This is a genomic window from Bradyrhizobium sp. CCBAU 11434, assembly GCF_028128895.1.
GTDB lineage: Bacteria > Pseudomonadota > Alphaproteobacteria > Rhizobiales > Xanthobacteraceae > Bradyrhizobium > Bradyrhizobium zhengyangense.
The window spans coordinates 103,525-122,723 of sequence record NZ_LBJX01000101.1 but is presented as its reverse complement, the minus strand read 5'-3'; the positions used below and the strand labels follow the sequence as shown (position 1 = coordinate 122,723).

The 19,199-nt window shown below is 64.2% G+C and carries 17 protein-coding genes and 1 tRNA gene; 12 read left to right on the top strand and 6 right to left on the bottom strand.

Translation table 11 applies throughout. The features are described 5' to 3' along the window. Positions 1-72: 72 nt before the first annotated feature. Both XI06_RS35195 and XI06_RS35190 read left to right on the top strand, forming a co-directional pair. Entirely contained in the window at positions 73-1,275 is a 1,203-nt protein-coding gene (locus XI06_RS35195; RefSeq protein ID WP_237865953.1) for a GGDEF domain-containing protein, read from the top strand. 36 nt (positions 1,276-1,311) lie between these two features. Beyond that, positions 1,312-1,932 carry a peptidoglycan recognition protein family protein gene (locus XI06_RS35190; protein WP_271607396.1) on the top strand — a complete coding sequence of 207 codons (621 nt, stop codon included), beginning with the start codon at positions 1,312-1,314 and terminating at the stop codon, positions 1,930-1,932. 10 nt (positions 1,933-1,942) lie between these two features. Here the strand turns inward: XI06_RS35190 and XI06_RS35185 are convergent, their stop codons facing one another. The 3 genes from XI06_RS35185 to XI06_RS35175 all read right to left on the bottom strand — a co-directional run bounded on the left by XI06_RS35185 (position 1,943) and on the right by XI06_RS35175 (position 4,594). Continuing rightward, a complete protein-coding gene (locus XI06_RS35185; protein ID WP_237865955.1) occupies positions 1,943-2,284 on the bottom strand; it encodes a hypothetical protein in 342 nt (113 codons plus the stop codon). Between the two features lie 183 nt (positions 2,285-2,467). Beyond that, entirely contained in the window at positions 2,468-3,367 is a 900-nt protein-coding gene (gene rpoH, locus XI06_RS35180) for an RNA polymerase sigma factor RpoH (RefSeq protein ID WP_100178250.1), read from the bottom strand. A 219-nt stretch (positions 3,368-3,586) separates the two neighbouring features. After that, entirely contained in the window at positions 3,587-4,594 is a 1,008-nt protein-coding gene (locus tag XI06_RS35175) for an RluA family pseudouridine synthase (RefSeq protein WP_271607395.1), read from the bottom strand. Here XI06_RS35175 and XI06_RS35170 point away from each other — a divergent pair. The 9 genes from XI06_RS35170 to XI06_RS35130 all read left to right on the top strand — a co-directional run bounded on the left by XI06_RS35170 (position 4,593) and on the right by XI06_RS35130 (position 13,990). Then, entirely contained in the window at positions 4,593-4,937 is a 345-nt protein-coding gene (locus tag XI06_RS35170; protein ID WP_271607394.1) for a hypothetical protein, read from the top strand. The two genes, XI06_RS35175 and XI06_RS35170, sit on opposite strands and share 2 nt — an antisense overlap. A 208-nt stretch (positions 4,938-5,145) precedes the next feature. Beyond that, positions 5,146-5,220, top strand: a tRNA-Glu gene (locus tag XI06_RS35165). Between the two features lie 159 nt (positions 5,221-5,379). Continuing rightward, positions 5,380-7,773 carry an ATP-binding protein gene (locus XI06_RS35160; protein ID WP_271607393.1) on the top strand — a complete coding sequence of 798 codons (2,394 nt, stop codon included), beginning with the start codon at positions 5,380-5,382 and terminating at the stop codon, positions 7,771-7,773. Positions 7,774-7,842: 69 nt separating this feature from the next. After that, a complete protein-coding gene (locus XI06_RS35155; protein WP_271607392.1) occupies positions 7,843-8,628 on the top strand; it encodes a substrate-binding periplasmic protein in 786 nt (261 codons plus the stop codon). 160 nt (positions 8,629-8,788) lie between these two features. After that, a complete protein-coding gene (locus XI06_RS35150; protein WP_271607391.1) occupies positions 8,789-9,790 on the top strand; it encodes a 3-oxoacyl-ACP synthase III family protein in 1,002 nt (333 codons plus the stop codon). Continuing rightward, a complete protein-coding gene (locus XI06_RS35145; RefSeq protein WP_271607390.1) occupies positions 9,791-10,765 on the top strand; it encodes an NAD-dependent epimerase/dehydratase family protein in 975 nt (324 codons plus the stop codon). A gap of 5 nt (positions 10,766-10,770) precedes the next feature. Further along, complete coding sequence (locus XI06_RS35140) at positions 10,771-11,565, top strand: MBL fold metallo-hydrolase (protein WP_271607389.1); 795 nt, start codon at positions 10,771-10,773, stop codon at positions 11,563-11,565. Then, entirely contained in the window at positions 11,565-12,845 is a 1,281-nt protein-coding gene (locus XI06_RS35135) for a F390 synthetase-related protein (RefSeq protein WP_271607388.1), read from the top strand. Before XI06_RS35140 ends, XI06_RS35135 begins: the two co-directional genes overlap by 1 nt. After that, positions 12,842-13,990 carry a hypothetical protein gene (locus XI06_RS35130; protein WP_271607387.1) on the top strand — a complete coding sequence of 383 codons (1,149 nt, stop codon included), beginning with the start codon at positions 12,842-12,844 and terminating at the stop codon, positions 13,988-13,990. The genes XI06_RS35135 and XI06_RS35130 overlap by 4 nt, the downstream gene beginning before the upstream one ends. A gap of 3 nt (positions 13,991-13,993) precedes the next feature. Here XI06_RS35130 and XI06_RS35125 read toward each other — a convergent pair whose 3' ends face one another. The 3 genes from XI06_RS35125 to XI06_RS35115 all read right to left on the bottom strand — a co-directional run bounded on the left by XI06_RS35125 (position 13,994) and on the right by XI06_RS35115 (position 17,084). Then, entirely contained in the window at positions 13,994-14,977 is a 984-nt protein-coding gene (locus tag XI06_RS35125) for a Rieske 2Fe-2S domain-containing protein (RefSeq protein WP_237865965.1), read from the bottom strand. Then, positions 14,974-16,074: a GNAT family N-acetyltransferase gene (locus XI06_RS35120; protein WP_271607386.1), complete on the bottom strand. Its 1,101-nt coding sequence runs from the start codon at positions 16,072-16,074 to the stop codon at positions 14,974-14,976. Before XI06_RS35120 ends, XI06_RS35125 begins: the two co-directional genes overlap by 4 nt. Before the next feature lie 98 nt (positions 16,075-16,172). Next, positions 16,173-17,084: a hypothetical protein gene (locus tag XI06_RS35115; RefSeq protein ID WP_271607385.1), complete on the bottom strand. Its 912-nt coding sequence runs from the start codon at positions 17,082-17,084 to the stop codon at positions 16,173-16,175. Between the two features lie 622 nt (positions 17,085-17,706). Here XI06_RS35115 and XI06_RS35110 point away from each other — a divergent pair. Continuing rightward, complete coding sequence (locus tag XI06_RS35110; protein ID WP_237865968.1) at positions 17,707-19,197, top strand: amidohydrolase family protein; 1,491 nt, start codon at positions 17,707-17,709, stop codon at positions 19,195-19,197. Positions 19,198-19,199: the final 2 nt, after the last annotated feature.

Sequence of the window (19,199 nt, the reverse complement as noted above, 5' to 3'; positions counted from 1 at the left end):
ACACGGGGACGGGGTCATGGACGAACTTCTGCAGGGGACAGGGGGCGGGACGCTGCGCGTATCGCGGACGCCATGCTGAACGTACCGACGCTTTGGACGGTCTTCGTCGTCAACTTCCTGGCGTTGGGCCTGATCTGGGCCTACGTGACGCGTTCGTATCCGAAATTCGAAGCCGCGCGCTACTGGATGGCGTCAGCTTTCCTGGGGGCTTTCGGCGCGATGACGGCCCTGATCCACCTGTTTGTCGATTCTCCAATTCCACTTCTGTTCGCGGGCGCCGGCATCATTGCGGCGAGTTGCTTCTCGGCGATGGGCATTCAGCGCTTCTATGATCGCCCGGTCCATCTGCGCCTCATGGTCGGGACGGCAGTTGTCAGCGTCGCCGGTGTCGTGCTGTTCAAGATCGGCTTCAACCAGCTGCAGCTGCGTATGCTGAGCTACACGATCGGCCAGGGCCTGCCGCTGGTGTTGTCGCTGCGTCTGTTGCTGTCGCCGCCGGAAGGCCGCGTCAGCCCTGGCGCGCGGCTGTCCGGCATCGTCATCCTCATCATCATCGCGGTCTTCGTGGCACGCGCGGTCGGCAATTCGCTCGGCGGCGACTTTTCGGCGATAGCCGGCACTCAGGCCCATGGGGTCATGTTGCTCGGGCTTCTATTTCTGTCGATGACACTCAATTTCGGCTTCCTGCTGATGGCGATGGATCGCCTCCGCAACGAGGTCGCCGACCTTGCGCTGCTTGACGATCTCACCGGCGTCGCCAACCGCCGCCATTTGTTGCAGCGGCTGTCCGAGGAATGCGCCCGTTCGGAGCGCAGCGGCGAGCCGTTCTCGCTGCTGGTGATCGATCTCGACGGCTTCAAGACCATCAACGACACCTATGGCCACGCCGCAGGTGACGCCTGCCTCCAGCACTTCACCCTGATGGCGCAGACGCGCTTGCGGCCGGGCGATATGCTTGCCCGGACCGGTGGTGACGAGTTCTGTGTCGTGTTGCCGTCCTCGTCCTTGCGCGAGGGCGCACTGATTGCTCGCCGCATCCTCGAGGTCTGCCGCCAGGATGCCGCCGGTTGTTCCGGCAACGACATCCCGATCGCGATCTCGATCGGCGTTGCGGAATGGGATCGCGGCGTCGGCCAATTCCCCGACAGGCTGATCGCCCACGCCGACCATGCCCTCTATGCCGCCAAGAAGAACGGCAAGAACGATTTTGCGATCTATGATCAGGCCCCGCCGCTCTCGCCCGAGCCGATCGAACCCGCGCGCAAATTCGCGTAGATCCTGCTACGCTGGGGTCCGTTGTTGGATCCTGTGATGATATCTCGCCTCGTTGCGGCGGTTCTCGCCGCACTCCTGATCGTCCCCGCCGCCGCCATGGATGCCGAGCTCGCAAGGCTCGCGCGCAGCACTGGCACGCCCGATATTCCCGGCCTGAAGATCGTCTGGCTGGCACCGTGGGGCGATGTCGCGAGCGCCCATGCCTGGCGCAACATCATCGTGCACCAGACCGAAGGGCCGACGGGCTCGGCGCGCGGTGGCGCGCAGGAGCAGTTCAAGAATCCCACCCGGCGCGGCGTGATGGTCTGGGTCGAGACCGACGGTACGGTTTACTGGTCGGTCGCGGACAATCTGGTGCCGACCCATACCGACGGCGCCAACCGCAACGACAACAAATACGTCGACAACAGCACGACCTATCATCAGGTCGTGCGCGACAATTCGATCGGCGTCGAATTCGCCGGCAACTATCCCGATGTCACGATCGGTCCGACCGAACCGCAGGTCGCGGCCTGGAAGATCCTGGTCCAGGTCCTGCGCGCGCGCTACGGCATCCCGCTCGATCACGTCTATGCCCATAACTGGATCGACTTCAAGGATGCCCGCTATTGCGAAGGCTGCTGGCTCGCGACGCTGGCAAGGATTTGGGGGGAGTGACGAGCGCGGCCTACACCGGTTGCGACATCCAGCCGAACAGTCGCCGGATCAATCCCGGCCGCTCGGGCAATTCGGGCGGGCCGTCCGCGGCCAGCACGCGGTTGAGGAAGAAATCCAGAAACACCATGTCGTTCGGCTCGGTGACGGTGAATTCCTCCTCGCCGAAGTAGACGCTGTAATTGAAGAAGAACGGACCCATGATCGGGATCGTCGCGGTCGAGGCATAGTCCTTGGAGATGACGAACTCGCTGGGATCGAGCCCGTGGTCGCGCATGGCCTGCTCGACCTGCGGCAGCTTGCGCATGAACTGGGCCGAGAAGCCGCCGACGGTGGATTGCAGGATGATTGACACGGTGCGTGTCCGTTTTCTGATTGTCCAATCATCTTTGGTCGCTTGACCCGTCACAGGCGTTCAAGATGTCGCGCCGGCATCTCTCGCAACCATGCTGCGGCTCACACAACAAAAAAGCCGGCGTTGCCGCCGGCTTTTGGTGTCTTGTCGATCCGCCAATTCGCGGACCGCGAAAAGCCGCGCTTAGTGCGCGGCTTCCAGCGCGGCCTGTTCGGCCCTTGCGATCGTGCCCTTGACCGCGGACTGCACCTTCTCGAAGGCGCGGACCTCGATCTGGCGGACGCGCTCGCGCGACACGCCGAACTCGGCGGCAAGGTCTTCCAGCGTCATCGGCTCATCGGCGAGGCGGCGCGCCTCGAAGATGCGGCGTTCGCGCGGGTTGAGCACGCCCATGGCGCCATTCAGCGCGTCACGGCGGTGATCATATTCCTCGTGCTCCGCCATCATGGCTTCCTGGTTGGGCGTATTGTCGACCAGCCAGTCCTGCCATTCGCCGGCCTCGCCGTCGTCCCGGATCGGCGCGTTGAGCGACGCATCGCCACCGAGGCGGCGGTTCATGTCGATCACGTCCTGATCGGTGACGCCGAGGCGCTTGGCAATGATCTTCACCTGATCGGGGCGGAGATCGCCCTCGTCCAGCGCGTTGATCTTGCTCTTCGCCTTGCGCAGGTTGAAGAACAGCTTCTTCTGGTTCGCGGTGGTGCCCATCTTCACGAGCGACCAGGAACGCAGGATGTACTCTTGAATCGACGCCTTGATCCACCACATCGCGTAGGTGGCGAGACGGAAGCCCTTCTCGGGCTCGAAACGCTTCACCGCCTGCATCAGGCCGACGTTGCCTTCCGAGACGACCTCGGAGATCGGCAAGCCGTAGCCGCGATAGCCCATGGCGATCTTGGCGACGAGCCGGAGATGGCTGGTGACGAGTTGATGCGCCGCGTCGCGATCGTCATGCTCGCGCCAACGCTTGGCGAGCATGTATTCCTGCTGGGGTTCCAGCATCGGGAACTTGCGGATCTCGGCGAGGTAGCGAGATAGGCCGGATTCTCCATTGAGGACCGGCAGAGCAGCGGTACGGGCCATGGTTAGCCCCTCCAAAGGTTCAGGCCCCCGATAGCGGCGGGCCAGGCAGACGACCGCTTGGTTAAAGCCGGCCGTAGCTGCGATGTTCCACGTTGGTCACTTCCAACGCAGGCGCAATATACCCCATCGGGGGTCAAAAAGGGAAGGATTGCTGACGTCACGTCCCCGTGTGGCAGCTATAACTTTTTGTAAGGTAAGGCCTTTCTCAAAGCCCCTGCGTCATAGCGCCGCTTTCAGAGCGCTCTCAAGGAGAAGCAAATCCTCCGGCAGACCCGCCTCCCAGTGAAGAAGTTCTCCGGTCCTAGGGTGCTCCAATACCAGCAAATAGGCATGCAGAGCCTGCCGCCCAAGGGCCGTCAAAGCGGCCTGCGAGTCGGGCCCGAGCTGGTTGGCTTTGGTCTTGAAATGGGGGCCATAGACCGCATCCCCCATCAGGGGGTGGCCGATATGGGCGAGGTGGACGCGGATCTGGTGGGTGCGCCCGGTCTCGAGCTCGCAGGCGAGCAGGGAGGCCACCGGCTTGCCGTCGCGCCCGTTAAAGCTCTCCAGCAGCTCCCAATGCGTGACCGCCTCGCGGCCGCCCTGGCGCACGGCCATCTTTTCCCGCGCATGCGGATGGCGGTCGATCGGCGCATCGACTGTGCCGCGATGCCGGCCCGGCAGCCCCCAGGCGAAGGCCATATAACCGCGCCGCATCGGTCCGGTGCGGCCGTGATCGGCGAATTGGGCGGTAAGCGAGGCGTGCGCGAGGTCGTTCTTGGCGACCACCATCAGCCCGGTCGTGTCCTTGTCGAGCCGGTGCACGATGCCGGGCCGGCGCACTCCGCCGATGCCCGACAGCGAGTTGCCGCAATGGGCGATCAGCGCGTTGACCAGCGTCCCGGTCTCGTGCCCGGCCGCGGGGTGCACAACCAGGCCCTTGGGCTTGTTGATGACGATGATGTCGTCGTCCTCGAACACGATATCCAGCGCGATATCCTCGCCCTTGGGCTCGGGCGGGGCCGCCTCCGGCACGTCGATTCTGATCGTATCGCCTGAGGCGACGTGATAAGCGGGGTCGCGGATCTCGGCGTCCTTGAGGCTCACCGCGCCCGCCAGAATCAGGGCTTTCAGCCTTGACCGCGACAGCTCCGGCAGGCGCGACGCCAGCACGCGGTCGAGCCGGGCCGAGCCCTCGTCGCCTTCGACCACGACTTCCAACCTCTGCGCTAAACCTGAGCTTTCCATGACGACGTCTGATACCGCTGTTCCCGAACCGACCCCCGAGCAGACCGCGCTGTTCGCGCGGGTGCGACGGATGATGCTGATCGCGGGGTTGACCACGGCGCTGGCTGTCTGCGCCGTCCTGATCGCGGTGGGCTACCGCCTTTTCAAGTCGGAGGGAAGAGCGCCCGAGCCCACGGGCGACGTCATCGCGACCTTGCCGAAAGGCGCCAAGATCGTCTCCACGGGCGTTGCCGGCGATCGCCTCTTGGTGACCCTGGATATCGGCGGGGTCACCGAGATCCGCACCTTCGACGCCCACACCCTTAGGCCGGCCGGAAAGCTGAAATTTGCCAATGAGCCGTAGGGTCGGCCTCCACGGTCGTCCTGGCGAAAGCCAGGACCAATAACCACAGGCGGGCATAGTTACGGGGACTGGGAGTTAACCCTGCGCGTCACAATTGTCCTCCGGGGTGATGGGCTTGGCTTTCGCCATGACGACGTTGCGGAGACATTTGAAACCCGCAATCTCACCTTGCCGTAGGCAAAATTCGCGGCTATGTCCTCTCCCTCACGCTCCCTTCGTCTAGCGGTTAGGACGCGGCCCTCTCAAGGCTGAAACAGGGGTTCGATTCCCCTAGGGAGCGCCATTCGCACCATATTGCACGGTCAAATTGCCGTTCGGGTGCGCGGGTTTCCGATGAGACCTGGTTGATTTCACACTCCGCTGATCGTTGACTTGCCACACCGAATCCCGAGGCGCAGATTGCGCTCCGCGGTTTCCGTCCATGTTTCGGGGGGAATGGTACTTGGACAAGGGCGAAAATGATCTCAATGGTCGCTACGTCATTGAGCCCGTTGCCGCGAAGGGGGATTTGCAGGCCATCGGATCGTCGCTCGCATCTGACTCGCTTGGCTTCCGCGCAGCCGAGATCCTCGACAGACTCCGCAGCGGTATCGGTTTCCGCCTGCTGGCCGCCGTGCTGCTGTTCAGCTCGCTCGTCACGCTGACGCTGACCGCGCTTCAACTTTACCTCGACTACGATCACGAGGTCGGTGTCATCGAGACGCGTCTCGACGAGATCGGCCGAAGCTACCTTGCGAGCCTGGGCGAGAGCCTTTGGGCGCTTGACCAGCACCAGCTCCAGCTTCAGCTCAACGGCATCCAGCGCCTGCCCGGTATCCGCGCGGTCGAGATCCGCGAGGTCATCGATCGTCCGGATCCGATCCACATCTCCGTCGGCGACCGCAGCGCGCGCGCCAGCATCGCCCGCGATTATCCGCTCGATTACATGGTTCGCGGCACCAAGCGTCCGATCGGGATCCTTTATGTCGAAGCGACGCTCACCGAGGTCTACCAGCATCTGCTGAACCGGACGCTCGTCATCCTCGCGAGCCAGGCGGCCAAGACGTTTCTTGTCTCGCTCTTCATCCTCTACATCTTTCACGTCCTCGTCACCCGTCACCTCGTCACCATTGCCGACTTTGTCGGAAGCTACAATCTTGCACGGCCGCCGCCGCCGTTGCAGCTGAGCAGGAGGGGTCGCGACAAGCCCGACGAGCTCGACAAGGTCGCTGATGCCTTCAATGAGCTGTGCGCCAATTTGCAGCGCGCTTATGGCGATCTGCAGCAAGTGAACACGCAGCTTCAGCAGGACCTCTTTGTGCGCCAGAAGGCCGAGCAGGATGCCCAGTTGAGCGAGCAGCGCTTTCGCGATTACGCGGAGACGGCATCGGACTGGTTCTGGGAAACCGGACCGGATCATCATTTCACCTATATTTCGGAAAGACTGGATGCCTTCGGGATCGATCGAGCCGCGTTGATCGGCACGAGCCGCATCGACACCGCGATCAACAGCGGCGCCGAGCCGGAGAAATGGCGCGAGCATGAGGCGGTGCTGGAACGCCACGAGCCGTTCCGCAATTTCGAGTACACAAGGCGCGATCTGGCTGGTCGGCTGCGCCATGTCAGCATCAGCGGGCGACCCGTATTCGCACCCGACGGTCGCTTCCTCGGATATCGCGGCACCGGCACCGACCTCACCGAGCAGCACGAGACCACCGAGAGGTTGCGCCAGTCCCAGAAGATGGACGCGATCGGCCAGCTCACCGGCGGTGTCGCTCATGACTTCAACAATGTCCTGACGGTCATCACCGGTACCATCGAGATCATCCAGGAAGGCGTGGCCGACCGGCCTGAACTCGCCGCGATCGCCCACCTCATCGACGAGGCGGCCGTGCGCGGCGCCGAGATCACATCGCAGCTTCTGACCTTCGCGCGCCGCCAGCCGTTGCAGCCGCGCGAGGTCGACATCAATGAACTGGTGCTCGACGTCTGCAAGCTGCTCAAGCCGATGCTCGGTGAGCACATCGAGATCGACACGTTGCTCGCGAGCGATGCGTGGTCTGCGCTGGCCGACCCGTCGCAGCTTTCGGCGGCGATCGTCAATCTCGCGATCAATGCAAGGGATGCCATGCCCGGCGGCGGCAAGCTGGTGCTCGAAAGCGCCAATGTGGTCATCGACGACGCCGCTGCGTTCGATGACGGGGTGCGCGCCGGAGATTTCGTGATGATCGCGATCACCGACACCGGCCAGGGAATTCCACCCGATATCATCGATCGGGTGTTCGAGCCTTTCTTCACGACCAAAGGGGTCGGCCGCGGCACCGGGCTGGGGCTCGCGATGGTCTACGGGTTTGCCAGGCAGACCGGCGGCGCCGTGAAGATCGAAAGCGAACAGGGGCGGGGCACCGTGGTCAGGCTTTATCTGCCACGCTCGGAGATCCGGGCCCCGGTGAAATCGGCATCCGCTCCGGCCATCGCTGCGATCGGCGGCCAGGAAACCATCCTGGTGGTCGAGGATGATCCGCTGGTGCAAGGCTATGTGATCGCCCAGCTCGGCGGCCTCGGCTACAAGACCCTGATCGCCAGCGACGCGGAGGCGGCGTTGGCGCTGGTCGACCAGGGCGCCGAGTTCGATCTTCTGTTCACCGACGTGGTCATGCCGGGCGGAATGAACGGGCGCGAACTGGCCGAAGCCGTGCTCGAGCGTCGCCCGGGGATGAAAGTGCTCTACACATCGGGTTACACCGATGAGTTCGTCCATGACGGACGCCTCGACACCGGCGTCGCCCTGCTGCGCAAGCCATACCGAAGGGCGGACCTCGCGCAGATGATCCGTGAGGTCCTCTCGGCAAAATGATGCGCAAGATCTTGAGCAAGATCCTTTGAATGCCTGCGAGGCCAAGTACCGAATTTGCGAGAGCGCTTCATGTCATCCTCTCATTCCTATGCATCCGACGGCTGCTTGCGGAACTGCGGATCGTGTTTCCTGTTCGCGGCTCTCCTGCTGCTGGCGGTGTTGCCTCATCCTCTCCGCGCGGAGCCATTGCGTCCGTTCGTGATGGTGACGGACCAGCCGGAAACCACATACGAAGGCAAATGGCAGCGGCTTGCCTACCAGGAGGCGTTCAGGCGGCTCGGCGTTCCGCTCGAGGTCGAGCTGATGCCGACGCAGCGGGTGAGCGCGATGGTCGATTCCGGCGCCGTTGACGGGCAGTTCATGCGCGTTCCCGCCTACGGGGAGACGCACCCCGACCAGGTGCGGGTCGACGAGTCGATCTACGAGGTGAGGTTTGCAATCTGGGCCAGCAATCCGGGGCTGACCTTGCCGCGTTTGGAGGATCTGACCGCGACGAACTGGATCGGCGTCTATCGACGCGGCGTCGAGCTGTGCCAGCGCTCGCTCTCGTCCCTGGTGCCGGAGACGCGCCTGACCAGCATCGCGACCGAATATGACGGGTTGCGCATGCTGCTAAGCGGCCGCGTCGATTTTTTTTGCGAGATCGATGCCGCGCTCCAGAGCGCCCTGTATTCGCCCGAATTCAAGGGCGTCACCTCGGTGCGGCCGCTGCTGACGATCGGCGACCGGGTCGTGCTCTATCCATATCTGTACAAGACCAATGCCGACCTCGCGCCCCGCCTGGCTGCCGTTCTGCAGGAGATGAAGGCGGAGGGCCTGCTGGAACGGTACAAGCAGGAAGCGCGCGAGAAGTGATGGCGGTGAGTCATTTGATCGCTTGGATGGTCGTCGCTTCAGAATGATAACGGCTGCGTGGCTGCGATCATGCGCAAACCCGCGCGGTCGGCCTTTCTCGCGTGGCAACCACCGGGCGCATCCGGTAGTTTGAGGCGCTTTCCAGGGAATCAGAGGGGCCATGACGCCGATTGCGTTCAGCTTGCGCGGAACGGGGACGAGCCTTCCCAGCCACAAAGTCAGCTCGGCCGCCCTCGATCGCGAGCTGGGAAAGCCGGACGGATGGCTCGAGGCGAATTGCGGCGTCAGGGAGCGGTTCGTTTGCGAGGCCGAGACGCAGGACGAGCTTGCGGCCAGCGCTGCCCGGGTCGCGCTCACTGAAGCCGGTATCGCGCCGTCTGCGGTCGACCTCCTGATCTTCGCCAGCGCCGTTCCCAAATATTCCATTCCCATCACCGCACCGCTGATCGCGCGGCATCTCGGCATTCCTGCCGGAGCCTGTTCGACTCTCGACGTGAACTCGACCTGCCTCAGCTTCCTGTCCGGCTTCGACATGGCGACGCTGATGATCGCAACCGGGCGCCATCGCTGTGCCCTGGTCGTCTCCTCCGAGATGGCCTCGCGGGCGCTGCCCTGGCAGACCGATCCGGCCACGGCCGGATTGTTTGGCGACGGCGCCGCGGCCGCAGTGCTGGTCCGGCCCGATCAGGGCGAAGCAAGCCATGTCAGGGCCGTCAGGTTCGAGGTTCATCATGAAGGCTACGAGGCCTGCTCGCTCGCGTCAGGCGGGACGGGGATCGACTTTGCGCGCGAGCCGGAGCGCTTTGCGTCGGGGCGCTTCTTCCAGATGAACGGCCGCGACTTGTTCAAGCTGACCGCGGCCAAGTTTCCCGGCTTTGTCGACGAGCTGCTCGAGAGTGCGGGCTGGACGCGAGAGAGCGTCGATCTCGTCGTGCCGCACCAGGCCAGCCCCTTCGCGTTGACCCACCTCGTCAAGCGCTGCGGCTTTCCGCGCGACAAGGTCATCGATATCGTCGCCACCCATGGCAATCAGGTGGCCGCGTCGATCCCGACCGCGCTGCATATTGCGCGGCAGCGGCAACGCATCATCAGGGGATCGCGCGTCATCATGCTCGGCACCTCCGCCGGCGTGTCGTTCGGCGGCATGGCGATCGAGATCTAGATGCCGCGAATATTGGTGACCGGAGCGGGTGGGTTCCTCGGCCGTCGCGTGGCTCGCCAACTGGCTGCGCGCGGCCACGAGGTGATCGCGCTCGGCCGGTCCGCCTCGCTACGGGACGTCCTGCGCGGCGAGCGGATCACCGTAGAGATCTGCGATCTCGCCGACGCTGCATCATTGTCCGCGCTCGAGCTCGAGGATGTCGACGCAATCGTTCATTGCGCCGGTCTGTCGTCGAATTGGGGACCGCGGCGTGATTTCGAGCGCAACAATGTCACGGCAACGGCCAATCTGCTGGCGCAGGCGCAAAGATGGCACGCGCCGCATGTCGTTTACGTCTCATCGTCCAGCGTCTACTTCCGTTTCCGTGACGGGCTTGGTGTCAGCGAGGGATCTGCCCTGCCTGCACCCATCAATCATTATGCCTGGAGCAAGGCTGCCGCTGAGCAGCTGGTTCGCTCCACGTCCGATCTGTCCTGGACTATCGTCCGTCCGCGCGGGATCTACGGGGCGGGCGACAAGGCGTTGCTGCCCCGCCTTCTGCGCGCAGCAAAGCGCGGGCCGTTGCCGTCCTTCAACGGTGGGCGCGCGGTAATCGATCTCACTTATGTCGACGATGTCGTGGCTGCGATCGCCTGCATTCTCGGTGTCAAGGACAAGGCGTCAGGCGCGATCTACAATGTTTCCGGCGGTGAGGCGGTTTCGATCCGCGAGATCATCACCCGCAGCGCTGCGCTCGCAGGCGTCGATGTGCGCTGGCGCGAGCTGTCCTGGCCGGTCGCGCTCACCGCCATCCGTGCGATCGAGGGCTTCCACAAGCTGTTCCGACCGCAGGTCGAACCTGTCGTGACGGCCTATTCGGCGGGACTGCTTGCCTTCAGTCAGACGCTCGATCTGTCGGCCATCCGCAAGGATCTCGGCTGGACACCGACCGTCGATTTCGCCGAGGGTCTGCGCCGGACGTTCGGAGGAGAGTAGGCGGCATGAAGCTGTTCAACAGCGCGCATATCGATGTCTTCGCCGGTCTCGTCAAGCGCGGCGCCGGCTTAAGGCGCGCGCGGCTGACCGTGCGCTACGGCGTGATCGATCTCGGCGGGCGCGGGCTCTGCCTGGTCGATACCGGCGTTGGACCCGAGGTGACGCAGGGGTCGCGCAGTGCCGCGTTGCGGCTCTATAACGCGGTGCTCCGCCCGCAACTGAATGCCGACGAGGCGGTGGAGACGACGCTGCGCAATCTTGGCGTCGCGCCGGCCGATATCCGCCATGTCATCGTCACGCATTTTCATGCCGATCACGTGTCGAGCCTTCGGTTGTTCGCGAACGCCGCGTTCACGGCCTGGGGCGCGGCGGCGCGCGCCGTCATGGGCATGAGTACGGCCGCCGCCTTGCACAACGGGATCTTCAAGGAGTTGATCCCGCCCGACATCACGCGGCGGTTGACCTCAGTCGAAGAGTTGGCGCGCGTGCCGACCGGCACCGTGCTCGGCGACGGCCATGATCTGTTCGGCGATGGCTCTTATCTCGCAGTGCCGCTTCCGGGGCATGCCTTCGGCCATTTCGGCGTTTTTTGGCGTGAGGCTACCGGCCCCGTGATCTACGCCACCGATGCGGCATGGACGCGCGAGGCGCTGATGCAGGACAAGACACCGTGGATATCCAGTGCCATCGTGTTCGACGATCGCGATGCCGGCCGCGACAGTCAGCGCCTGCTCAGGGCGTTCGCCGGGCAGGGCGGCAAAATTCATCTCTGCCACGACGTCGACGAGCCGATATCGTGATGTCGCGGCTGGCTCTCGCTTCGGCCTATCTGCGCACGTGGTTGTTGCGGCGCTGGCTCACGAGCCGCAACAGGATCGAACGATGGCAGCAACCGCGCCTTGCGCGGCTCATGCACGATGCGACGCGGCAGGTCGCCTTCTATCGCGGCTTTCGCGACAAGGACTTGTCAGCTCTTCCCCTCGTCGACAAGCGCGAGGTAATGGCGCGCTTTCAGGATTTTAACCGTCTCGGTCTGATGGCAGCGCAGATCTGGAGCATGATCGATCGGGGCGAGGCGCCCAAAGGCTACGATGTCGGTTGCAGCACGGGTACCAGCGGGAATCAGGGCCTCTACCTGGTTTCTGACCAAGAGCGTTTCGTCTGGCTCGGCACCATTGTCGCCAAGGCGATTCCTCTCTCTTTGCTGCGACAGCACCGCGTCGCCGTCGTGCTCCCGCGCTCGTCGCGGCTTTACGACGCCGCGAACGAATCGAAATTGCTGAAACTACGCTTCGTCGATCTCAGGCTCGGCCTGCAATCGGCCGCCGAGACGCTCGCCGCGTTCAAGCCTGATGTCGTCGTTGCTCCGCCGAAAGCGTTGCGCTGGTTTGCGGAGAATGACGTCGCGATTGCGCCGCGCACGATGTTTTCGAGCGCGGAAGTGCTCGACCCGCCGGATAGGGAGGTGATCGAGCGCCGCTTCGGCCTGAACTTGCGGCAAATCTACATGGCGACGGAAGGCCTGTTCGGCGTCTCCTGCGAGTGCGGCACGTTGCATCTGGCGGAAGACGTCGTGCATTTCGAGTTCGAACCGGTAGCTGGCAGCCCCGATCTCGTTGTGCCTGTTGTGACCGATTTCACGCGGCGCACGCAGATCATGGCGCGCTATCGTATGAACGATATCTTGCGGCTCGATTCCAGGCGCTGCCCTTGTGGTTCGGCCCTGCAAGCCGTCGCGGAAGTGATCGGCCGTCGCGACGATGTCTTTGTTCTGCCGAACCGCGATGCGGCTAGGCCTGACGTCATGGTGACCCCGGATGTCCTGCGCAACGCGGTGCTGGCGGCGGACCGTAGCATCGACGATTTCCGTATCCGGCAGACGGGCGAAAACCGGATCGACATCGTCCTGCCGCTTCACGTCGGCGTTTCCGCCACTGAGGGCGTGCGCACGGCGGTGCTGGTGGCATGCACGCAGCTCGAGGCGCGGCCCGTCGTCGAAATGCAGCACGAGGCCCTGCAGCCGCGCAACGACGCAAAGCTTCGGCGCGTCGAAAATTGCTGGAAGCCGAGCACCGCATGAGAAAGACCATCCTCATCACCGGAGCCCGGGCGCCGGCCGCCTTGCATCTGGCGCGTATCTTTTATCACGCCGGCCATCGTGTCGTCCTTGCCGATACGTTCCGCTATCCGATGTCGCGGGCGACGCGGATGAAGCATGCCTATGAGCAATTGCCGTCGCCACGGCAGGGCTTTTCGGACTATTGCGCGGCTGTGGCCGCGCTGGTTGCGCGCGAAGCGCCTGACGTCATCGTGCCGACTTGCGAAGAGGTGTTTTATCTCGCAGCGGTCCGCGACATCAGAGGCATCGACATCAAGTTGTTTGCGCCGCATTTCGACCTGCTTGCAAAAGTCCACAACAAGGCGGATTTCGCCGAGGTCGCCATGGGGCTCGGTGCCGATCCGCCGCCGACCGTGCGGCTCTGCTCGCGCGACGACCTGTCTGTTATGCCGCAGCCGGAAGGCCTGGTCCTGAAGCCTGCCTGGTCGCGGTTCGGATCACGCGTGCTGATCCGCCCCTCGCGCGCGGCGCTCGATGCGCTTTGCCCGACCGCGGCCGATCCCTGGGTCGCGCAAGCCTATCTGCCGGGCGAGGAGATCAGCGCCTATGCCGTCGCGGTCAATGGTCGGCTGGCGGCGTTTCAGAGCTACAAGCCGACCTATCGCGTCGGCCAAGGCGCAGGCGTCGCCTTTGCAGCAGTCGCCGATCCCGTTGCGCGACAATTCGTCGACGGTCTGGTCGCGCGACTGAACTGGACCGGACAGATCTCGTTCGATTTTCGCCGCGACGCGCAAGGCGAACTGTACGTCATCGAATGCAATCCGCGCACGACGAGCGGCGTGCATTATTTCGGGCCGGCAGATGGTCTCGACAAAGCCATTCTCGAAGGACGCGACGCACGCGCATCGTCGACGGCGCCGATGATGCTTCCCTTGGCCATGCTGGCCTATGGCTTGCCAGACGCCATCCGCAATCGCGGCTTTGCACAGTGGCGACGCGATTTCGCCGGCATGCAGGACATCTCAGTCTGGCCCGGCGACCGCGGCCTGTTGTTGTCCCAATTGCGCGCGCTCGGCGAGATCGCCGTCCGCGCGCTGCGAAATGGCACGGGGCTGCTCGAGGCCTCGGTGCGCGACATCGAATGGGATGGCGAGCCGCTGGCGTGAGGCTCACAACTCCATGATGATGTCGAAAGGCGCATCCGCAACGGCGGGGCGCTCGCCACGCAAGATGGACTCGATACTTGGCCTGAGCACGTCGAGCCGGCAGATCACGGGCCGCGCGCCCGGCGGCTTGTTGTCTCGCGCAGCCGTGAGAATGCGTTGATCCTGACGCAGCGCGATCATGAACAGCGGCTTGAACAGCATTGCTTTGATATATCCGAGCCCGCCTTGCATTGGTCCCGCCAGCACGCCGAAGCCGCGAACATGATCGTCGTCCTCCTGGCGCAGATGAAACGTCGTCGACAGGTTGATGCGGTCGCGTCCCCAGAACTCGAGCTCGGCGATCCCAGGCGCGACGAAGCGGCCGACGCTGATCGACCGTTCGCCTTCGAGCAGCCGGCTGATCAGGCCTTCCTGCCGCGGCTCTCCCTCGTAGCGCGCTTCGACCCAGCCATCGCCGCCCGTCACCGATACCTTGACCTTCCAGCGTCGGCTGCTTAGTCCGCGCAGCAGACCGCTGTGGGTGAAATGGGTGTGGGTGGCGTCGAGAATGTTTTCGGCGACGTCGAGCAGCGTCGAGCGAACGCGATTCTCGACAACACTGCTCACAGTGCCCGGCCCTGACAGCACGCCTGCATAGGGTTCGCCGCGCTGGTCTCCCGGCGAAATGTAGATCAGGCCGTTCTGCTCGCGCACAGCATGCGCGGGCACCGCGATGGTCGGCGTCTGCTCCAGGAGCCCCGGCATGCTACGGCAGCGCCCGCCGCCGTCGAACCGCCAGCCGTGATAGGGGCACTCGATGGCGTCGTCGATCACCCGTCCCTGCGACAACGGCGCGAAGCGGTGCGGGCAGCGGTCAGTCAGGCAGTGCAGCGCCTTGCCGGACCGGAACAGGACGAAGGGCTGTCCGTCGAGCATGACGCGATGTGGTCTGGTGCCGACCTTGCGGCTCAGCGCAACCGCATGCCAGGTCGATGCCCTATCGGTCATAGCTCGAAGCTCCGCAGCACGGGAATGCCGGCCCGTTGCAATATGATCCGGACCGCAGATGCGGCCAATCGCGCCGTCGGCGCATGATGGGCGTTGTAGATGGCGGTATATTCCAGCGCCGCGACGCCGCCCCTGTTGCGCTTGAACGCGGCTGCGCCGGCGCTCATGTTGAACAGCATTTTTCGCTCGCGCGCCCGCTTCAAGGCCAGCGCCATCAGCATGCGATAGAGACCAGCCTCCTGCGGAAGGGTGGCGTCATAGCCGACGATTGGTGCTGTCATGGTTCGGCCGGAGTCGAAGAACGCGATCACACCGGCAAGCTGTCCGTCCGCGGCACGCAATCCCTGGAATTCGAGGATGCCACCCCCATGTGCCGCTTTCATGAACGCAGCCGTGTATTGCGGGTTCAGCCAAGTGTACTTCTCGAGATAGAGATACTGGTAGAGCGTCTGCGCGCGAACGAAATCGTCGTCGCGCAATTCCGCTGGCGCCACGCTCGCGAGACCGGAATCGTCGAGCAGCGCTCGGTCGCGTTTTTCGTCACGACCGGGTTTCGGCTCAGCGTTTCTGCAATCGAACATGTAGATCTGCCGGGCCGGATATAACCGGTAGCCGGCCTCGCGAAAGATCTGCATCGCCGCGCGGTCGCAAAAATCGTTCAAGGAGCGCCAGGCCACCACGTGAGCGGGATGCTGCTGCACGATCGCCTGCGTCGCCGCCAGCAGGGCTTCGAACGTGACGTCGGGGATCGGGTTGGTCGCGAGCAGCCAGTTGTTGATCTGTACCTGCCGGTCGAGCCCGGCTGCCCGGATCAGCGGATAGCCGAGCTTGAGCAGGCCATCCAACACGGTCGACAGAAGCCGGTGTTCCGAAAAGTGACGCAGCTCGTCGCGCGCATAATCGATATAGGCGACCGACGGGCAGCACAGATAGCAGGTCGGCTTGAGACCGCTGTTGATCGTGACGGGAAGCAAATGGGGACCGATCTGGCGCTGGCCGACCTGGGTGCTGAGATTGCTGATTGCGTTTTCGCTCGGCGCCGATCTGAACAGCTCGCATAGTGATAGTGTCTTCGCGGTAATTTCGATCTCGGTCACCGCGAAGCGCGCTCCTGTTCCGCGCCGGAGAATCCGGCGCAGCCGATCGTTTCAGCTGTTCGGATGGCGGTCAACGCATTGCCAGCGGCTTTGGTGGGTCACAGCGCCTCCAGCGCCGCGCGCGACGGGGCCAAGGGCAGCCAGTCGGGGATGCGACGCTTGGCAAGCCAGTAAGGCCGCCACAGCGACACCCAGCTTTCGCGATCGAGCGGCGCTGTTCCCCAGCTTCGCCGCTTGATCACGACCTGCGACAGATCGTGCTTGTGCAGCCATTGACGCGCCGCCCACCATAACTCGCGCGAGGCCTCGCTATTGCCGGGCCCCTTGAGCTGGACAATGTTTGGCAGCGGGTCGCGATAGCGACTGGCGATCTGCAACGTCGCGACGCGTTCGCCGTCCTTCCGTACACTCCAAACCCGGGTTTGATCATGCGCGAGGCCGTCGCCATAGGTCCGGAGGCAGTTCCGCATGGCCTTTGCCTCTTCAGTGATTGCGAACATCGAATCCAGCGGCAGGAATTCGTAACCCGCCATCCGGCCCGCCCGCAGCCACATATCGGCGATGGGCTGGCGCCCGAGATTTGCATGCAGGGCCACCGCGGTTTGCCAATCACCCGCGGCCGAACCCGCGGCATCGATCCGCATGTCCGGCGTCCACCGTCGTTCGATCAGGTCATGCCCAGATGTCGCGGGCTCCGCGGAGAACCAGGCCCAAAGAGCGATGCGCCGCAACCGTGCGAGCGGTACCTGCCGTGGATCGCGGACGTATTCGCGGGCGATCCATGCCGCCAGCGGCTCATGCGCGAGCTCGGCGGCCTCGGCGACGAGCTGAAGCCATGTCGGCGCGAGCTTGGGAGAACGCGGAAGATGGTTCGCGATCTGTCGGCGGAAGAGCTCGCCGTCAGGCAGGTGCGGGATGGGGCGCACGAATGATTCCGGCGGTAACTTGCGCAGCCACATCGGCAGATTGGCCAATGCCGCGACTTGCGCGAGTGCGGCGCCGTCGATCACGGCTGCAACAGCGCAAACGGGATCGAGCCGGTTCCGCTGAACTGCCAGCGTGAACAGAAGCGCGGGAAAGCTCGCCGCGAGGTCGGCAAGGCGCGCGTGACGCAGGGCGAACGCGCGCACCGCTCCCTGGACGTGCGGATGATATCGCCGAAGCCTGCGTTCGAGCAGGTCGGAGCGCCCGGCCACCTGACAGGGGGCCGGCAGAAGATGGGATGTCATGCCAATAGGTTCTCAATCGCGGCGCCGATGGCCACGGCAGATGAGAGTTGATATGGGACTTTATGGTTCACCCGGGACATGGGTCCCGGGGAAGCGCGTCAAATATCGCGCCGCGAACCCGGGAAGCGTGCTGTCGTCGACATGGTCGCCTCCAAAAATGAAAATACGTGCATCCAATAGCTTGGCCTTGGCCAGGATGCAACCCGGGACTGCATCCTGCCTGCGCGATCTCCGCAACGGCGTGCAGCAATCTGCATACTGTCTCGGCTTCAGTGGTGGTGGTGGTTCATCAAAAAATCTGCCTTGATGCGCATCGGGACGGTGCGCGATGCGGCCGGTCGCCGCCTCCGAAGCTGCTGCTGGGCCTTTGGGGGCTTTGGAAATAGCTTGGCGGAGTGGCGATATGAGCGGTTTGGTGATCTCGGGCGGCCGGGTGGTGGATCCTGCGAGCGGGATGGATGCCATCGGCGACGTGGCCGTGGTGGACGGCAAGATCGCTGCAGTCGGCGCCTCGCTTGGCAGTGCCGAGCGGGTGATCGATGCGACCGGCCTCGTGGTCGCGCCCGGCTTCATCGATCTGCATGCGCATGGCCAGTCGATCCCGGCCGACCGCATGCAGGCGTTCGACGGCGTGACGACGACGCTCGATCTCGAGGCCGGCGTGCTGCCGGTCGGCTCCTGGTACGAGCGCCAGGCGAGGAAGGGCCGCGTGCTGAATTATGGTGCCGCCACCAACTGGGCCTTTGCGCGCATCGGTGCGATGACCGGCTCCAACGCAGAGAGCTCGCTGGAGGCGTTCGGCAATGCCATGCGCGACCGCCGCTGGATGGATAATGTCGCGAGCGATGCCGAGGTTTCAGGCATCCTCGATCGCCTCGCGCGCGGCCTCAACGAGGGCGGCATCGGCATCGGAATCTTGAACGCCTATGCTCCGGGCGCCGGCGTGCAGGAGTTGACTGCGGTGTGCCAGCTTGCCGCCAAGCAGAACGTGCCGACCTTCACCCACGTCGCCTACATGTCGCGCATCGACCCCGAGAGCGCGGCGGAGGCCTATATCCGCCTGATCGGCTATGCCGGCGCGACGGGCGCGCACATGCACATCTGCCATTTCAATTCATCGAGCAAGACCGACATCGAGCGCTGCCGCGTGCTGATCGAGAAGGCGCAAGCGCAAGGGCTCCCCATCACGGTCGAGGCTTATCCTTACGGCACCGGATCGACTGTGCTGGCGGCCGCCTTCTTCAGCGATCCGCAATTCGTCGAGCGCAACGGCACCGGCTATGACTCGGTGCAGCGCGTGACCGACGGCTACCGCTTCCACGACCGTGAGGAGCTCTTGAAGGCGCAAGCCGAAGAACCATCCTCATTGGTGCTCTGGCATATCCTCGACACCGAGCACAATGCGCATCATCGCGACCTCCTCGACATGTCGGTGCTCTATCCCGGCGGCGCGATCGCCTCCGATGCGATGCCGTGGACGACGTCGGACGGCAAGACCTACACCGGTGATGCCTGGCCGCTGCCTGATGACGCCACCTCGCATCCGCGCTCGGCCGGCTGCTTCACGAAATTCATCCGCGAATGGGTGCGCGAGCGCAAGACCGTGTCGCTGCTCGAAGGCGTGCGCAAATGCGCGCTGATCCCCGCAGAAATCCTGTCGCAGAGCACGCCCGCCATGCGCGCCAAGGGCCGCCTCGCCAAGGATGCCGACGCCGACATCGTCGTGTTCGACTACGAGAAGCTGTCGGACCGCGCGACTTTCACGGCGATGAACCGTCCGTCGGAAGGCGTGCGGCATCTCGTCGTCAGCGGTCAGCCGTTGATCACCGACGGCGTGCTGGATGGGGCGGCGCGGCCCGGAAAGCCCGTCCGCCGACCCGTCGTCGCGAGCTGATC

Coding starts and splice junctions, on each gene's coding strand:
- XI06_RS35140 (WP_271607389.1), top strand. CDS start 10,771: ATGAAGCTGTTCAACAGCGCGCATATCGATGTCTTCGCCGGTCTCGTC.
- XI06_RS35195 (WP_237865953.1), top strand. CDS start 73: ATGCTGAACGTACCGACGCTTTGGACGGTCTTCGTCGTCAACTTCCTG.
- XI06_RS35170 (WP_271607394.1), top strand. CDS start 4,593: ATGACGACGTCTGATACCGCTGTTCCCGAACCGACCCCCGAGCAGACC.
- XI06_RS35155 (WP_271607392.1), top strand. CDS start 7,843: ATGTCATCCTCTCATTCCTATGCATCCGACGGCTGCTTGCGGAACTGC.
- rpoH (WP_100178250.1), bottom strand. CDS start 3,367: ATGGCCCGTACCGCTGCTCTGCCGGTCCTCAATGGAGAATCCGGCCTA.
- XI06_RS35130 (WP_271607387.1), top strand. CDS start 12,842: ATGAGAAAGACCATCCTCATCACCGGAGCCCGGGCGCCGGCCGCCTTG.
- XI06_RS35150 (WP_271607391.1), top strand. CDS start 8,789: ATGACGCCGATTGCGTTCAGCTTGCGCGGAACGGGGACGAGCCTTCCC.
- XI06_RS35145 (WP_271607390.1), top strand. CDS start 9,791: ATGCCGCGAATATTGGTGACCGGAGCGGGTGGGTTCCTCGGCCGTCGC.
- XI06_RS35175 (WP_271607395.1), bottom strand. CDS start 4,594: ATGGAAAGCTCAGGTTTAGCGCAGAGGTTGGAAGTCGTGGTCGAAGGC.
- XI06_RS35110 (WP_237865968.1), top strand. CDS start 17,707: ATGAGCGGTTTGGTGATCTCGGGCGGCCGGGTGGTGGATCCTGCGAGC.
- XI06_RS35190 (WP_271607396.1), top strand. CDS start 1,312: ATGATATCTCGCCTCGTTGCGGCGGTTCTCGCCGCACTCCTGATCGTC.
- XI06_RS35125 (WP_237865965.1), bottom strand. CDS start 14,977: ATGACCGATAGGGCATCGACCTGGCATGCGGTTGCGCTGAGCCGCAAG.
- XI06_RS35135 (WP_271607388.1), top strand. CDS start 11,565: ATGTCGCGGCTGGCTCTCGCTTCGGCCTATCTGCGCACGTGGTTGTTG.